At 68.8% G+C, this 2,602-nt stretch carries 2 protein-coding genes; both read right to left on the reverse strand.

The window, feature by feature from the left end:
• Window positions 1-37: 37 nt before the first annotated feature.
• On the reverse strand, window positions 38-1,342 hold the full coding sequence (locus BN12_RS21880; RefSeq protein ID WP_157635264.1) for an IS256 family transposase: 1,305 nt from the start codon (window positions 1,340-1,342) through the stop codon (window positions 38-40).
• 314 nt (window positions 1,343-1,656) lie between these two features.
• Complete coding sequence (locus BN12_RS21885; RefSeq protein WP_048556759.1) at window positions 1,657-2,466, reverse strand: amino acid ABC transporter ATP-binding protein; 810 nt, start codon at window positions 2,464-2,466, stop codon at window positions 1,657-1,659.
• Between the last annotated feature and the right edge of the window lie 136 nt (window positions 2,467-2,602).

Consider the following 2,602-nt stretch of genomic DNA (forward strand, 5'->3'; position numbering starts at 1 on the left):
GGGTCTGTCCGATGATCGGTGTAACTGGCGTTTCTCATTAGAGGTTCTCCGCGGCCGGCATCCGGTCTTCGAAGGTGACGGCGAAGGCGTTGAGGGCCGGCTTCCACCGGGTGACCCATCGTGCCTGTCCCAGGCCCTTGGGGTCCAGTGACCGGGTGACCAGGTACAGCGTCTTGAGGGCGGCCTGCTCGGTGGGGAAGTGTCCTTTGGCGTTGACGGCGCGCCGGTAGCGGGCGTTCAGGGACTCGATCGCGTTGGTCGAGCAGAGGACCTTGCGGATCTCAACGTCGTAGTCCAGGAACGGGATGAACTGTTCCCACGCGGCCCGCCACAGCTTGGGGATGGCCGGGTAGGGCTTGCCCCACTTCTCTTCGAACTCCTCGAACGCCGCCCACGCCGACGCGGCGTTCGCGGCCGTGTAGATCGGGCGCAGGTCTTTGGCGATGGCCTCCCAGTACCGCTTGGAGGCGTACCGGAAGGTGCCGCGGATCAGGTGGACGATGCACGTTTGGACGATTGCTTGGGGGAAGACGGCGTTGACGCTGTCCGGCAGCCCCTTCAGCCCGTCGCAGACGATGAAGAACACGTCGGCGATCCCGCGGTTCTTCAGGTCCGTCAGCACGCCCATCCAGAACTTCGCCGACTCCCCGGCGCCGTGGCCGGGCCACAAACCCAGGACGTCGCGGTGCCCGGCCAGGTCGACCCCGATCGCGGCGTAGAACGGCTGGTTGCCGACCTGCCCGTCACGGACCTTGACCATGATCGCGTCGATGAACACCGCGGCGTACACCCGCTGCAGCGGCCGCGACGCCCACGCCTGCATGTCCTCGATGACCTTGTCGGTGATCCTCGAGACGGTGTCCTTGGACACCGACGCCCCGTAGATCTCGGCGAAGTGGGCGCTGATCTCCCCGGTCGTCAGGCCGCGCGCGTACAGCGACAGCACGATCGCGTCGACGTCGGTCAGCCGCCGCTGCCGCTTCGCCACGATGACCGGTTCGAAGGACCCGTCCCGGTCCCGCGGCACCTCGATCTCCACCGGGCCGGCGTTGTCGGTCAGCACCGTCTTGGCGCGGGTCCCGTTCCGGGAGTTGGCGCCGTTACGGCCCTCGACGGCGTGCTTGTCGTAGCCGACGTGCTCGCTCATCTCTTCCTCGAGGGCGGCCTCGATGACCTGCTTGGTGATCGCCTTCAGCAGCCCCTCGGGGCCGGTCAGGTCATCACCCCTGGCGCGAGCGGCCTTGACCAGCTCGCGCACCGCGTTGCGCTCCGCCTCCTGGGGCGTGAGCGTCTTCTTGGCTGCCTTCCGCAGTGGGCTCACGCCCACCAGTGTCTCGGTCATTCCACTGACCTTCCTCGCTGACGCATCAGCGGGTCGGGCCAGTTACACCGTTCGTCGGACAGTCTCCACTGGGTCGAGGTAGACGATGACGCTGCGGCGGTCGCTGGATACCTCCACCGGCGGAGACTCAGATCGGGTCGAGGTAGACGATGACGCTGCGGTGTCGCTGGATACCTCGACCGAATGGGCCGGGTCAGAGTCGAGGTACGAGATGACGTTGCGCATGGGTCACCGAATACCTCGACCGGCCGGGGCCGGCGGAAACGCGGCCGCTCGATGTGGTGGGTCAGACGTGGTGGGTCAGCCGTGGTGGGTCAGACGGGTTCGAGGATCCGGCGGAGGAAGTCGCGGGTCCGCTGCTGGGTCGGAGCGGCGATGACCTGTGACGGCGGTCCTTCCTCGACGACGAGCCCGCCGTCGAGGAAGAGCACCTGGTCGGAGACCTGCTGGGCGAACCGCACCTCGTGCGTCACGACGACCATTGTCCAGCCCTCGTCGGCGAGGTCCTTCATGACGCCGAGGACGTCGCCGACGAGCTCAGGGTCGAGCGCCGATGTCGGCTCGTCGAAGAGGACGAGCTTGGGCCGCAGCGCGAGCGCCCGGGCGATGCCGACCCGCTGCTGCTGACCGCCGGACAGCTGGTAGGGGTACTTGTCCGCGTGCTCGGACAGCCCCACCTGCGCGAGGAGCTCGCGCGCGCGGGCGGTGGCCTCCGCGACCGGGATCCGTTGGGTGACGATGGGTCCCTCGGTGACGTTCTGCAGAGCCGTCTTGTGCGGGAAGAGGTTGTGCGCCTGGAAGACCATCCCGCTCTGTGCCCGGTATGCCGCGAGCCGGCGCCGCGTCTCGCGCGGCAGGTGTCCGCGGCGGTCGGGCGTGATCGTGGAGAAGTCGACCCGCTCCGTGCCGATCGTCACGACCCCGCGGTCGGGGATCTCCAGGGCGTTGAGCGACCGCAGCAGGGTCGTCTTCCCCGAGCCGGACGGGCCGAGCAGCACCGTGACCGACCCGGCCGCGACGGTGAACGAGATGTCCTTGAGGACCTGGTGGTCGCCGAAGGACTTCGCGAGGTGCTCGACGACGACGAGGTCGTCGCCGCGGTCGAGGTCGGCGGGAGGCGCGATGGCGGCCGAGCCCGACGCACGAGCCGACCCCGTGCTGCCCGCTCGCTCCCCTCCGCCGGCCGACCCCGACGCACCGGCCGAACTCGATATACCAGCCGGAGCCGACGCGCCAGCCGACCCGGCAGGCGGCGACCCG

It is taken from the genome of Nostocoides japonicum T1-X7 (assembly GCF_001046855.1).
In the GTDB taxonomy this organism is placed as follows: domain Bacteria; phylum Actinomycetota; class Actinomycetes; order Actinomycetales; family Dermatophilaceae; genus Nostocoides; species Nostocoides japonicum.